1 protein-coding gene is annotated in these 1740 nt (G+C 71.2%); it reads left to right on the forward strand.

What is annotated here, in order from left to right:
* Window positions 1–194: 194 nt before the first annotated feature.
* Window positions 195–1571, forward strand: coding sequence for an IS1380 family transposase (locus ABZ826_RS39275; protein WP_361459385.1), 1377 nt, complete (start codon window positions 195–197; stop codon window positions 1569–1571).
* Window positions 1572–1740: the final 169 nt, after the last annotated feature.

A 1740-nucleotide genomic window follows, 5' to 3' on the forward strand; every position in this document is an offset into this window, starting at 1 on the left:
GACCCGAATCCGCAGGTAGTGCGGGGTATGCGACAGCTGATACAGCGACAGGTGCACTTTGCCGGTGAGAAGATCGAGGTTCCTACGCCTAATCGACTCGTCCGAGAGAGTGCACCTGCCGAGTGAAGAAGATATCGCGCCGTCGTACCGCCTCCCGCACCCCCGGCAAGCGGTGGTCGAGGGTGAGAGCGCAGGTGAGTGATCCGGACGCCTCGCTGACGGAGAACGGCGGGCTACTGCTGGTGGCCGAGCTGGACCGGGCCCTGGGGATCACCGCCGCGCTGGACGCGGGGATCGGGCCGGTCAAGGCACGCGACCGGGGTCTGTCGGGTGGCGAGTTCGCGCTCGCGACGGCGACGGTGCAGCTGACCGGCGAGGATCATCTGGTGGGCTTCGACCGGCTACGGGCCGATGTGGTGGGCGAGGGGCTGCTGCCCGCGCCGGTGCCGGCGGCGACCACGGCCGCCACGCTGGCCGCCCGGTTCGGGCAGGCCCAGCGCGGGGGCATCGAGGTGGCGTGCGCGCGACTCTCCGGTCGGGCGCTGGCCGCGCTGGCGGTCGCCGATCGGGCCCGGGTCCTGGCGGGGCCGGTCACCATCGACGTGGACGCCAAGGACATCGAGGTGTACTCCACCCGCAAGGAACAAGTGGTCCGTTCCTACAAGGGTGAGGTTTCCGGACGGGTTCACGCCTGCCACTGGGCCCAGACTGGCACCGTGCTGGCCGCGGACCTGGGAGACGGCCGCTCCGACGGCCGGACCCTGGCCCCCGACCAGATCGACCGGGCCATCGACGCAGTCCGCGCCACCGGCGCGACCGGACAGATCCTCGTCCAGGGCGACTCGGGCTACTACTCCGGCACCGTCGCGGCCCGGATCACGGCACGCGAGGCGGTGTTCCGACTCGCGGTGCCCCGCACCGGGCCGCTCTGGCGGGCCGTGTCCCGGGTCCATGAGGACGACTGGATCTGTGCCGTCGCCTACGACGACGCCCAGGTCGCACTGATCGACTACACGCCGGCCGGCTGGCCCGAGGGCACCAAGGTGATCGGCCGCCGGGTCCGCTACGACGCCGACGCCCTGTCCGCAGATCCGCGCTCACGCCGCTCGCGCACCGTGGGCAAGGACCAGCTCGCCCTCGTCCTGGACGGGGTCTCGGACGCGGCCTACGCCTACTCCTTCATCGCCACCAACGAGATCCTCGACCTGGACGAGGACATCACGGCGGCGGAGTGGGAGTTCCGACGCCGCACGAAGATCGAGGAGCTGTTCCGGGACACCGCGTACGGCGCCGGGCTGAACCATCTTCCCTCCGCCTCGCACGCCGTCAACGCAATGTGGATGTGGGGCGCGCTGCTGGCCTACAACCTCTCGGCCTGGCTCCAGACGATCGCGCCCCTCGACACCACCGGCGCCCGCCGCCGGATCGCCACCGTCCGCCGCCTGCTGATCAACCGGGCCGCCCGACTGGTGACCACCGCACGCCAACCCCGCCTCCGGTTCGCCCCGGCCGCCGACGGACTGATCGCCACCACCCTGGCCCGCGTCCGAACAACCGTCACGGCCCACTGACCCCGCGCCCGGCCCGCGCACACCCGACCAGACCCGAACCCGCCCCGGAAAGCCGTCCACCTGGCACGACAGCCAGACCACCGACATGCCGGAAACCCAAAAACAACCCAGATTAAGCGAGTTGACCGCTGACGGCCCGCGAGCACGCCCCTACCTGCGGATTCGGGTC

The sequence above is a fragment of the Streptomyces sp. NPDC047515 genome (genome assembly GCF_040643055.1).
In the GTDB taxonomy this organism is placed as follows: Bacteria; Actinomycetota; Actinomycetes; order Streptomycetales; family Streptomycetaceae; genus Streptomyces.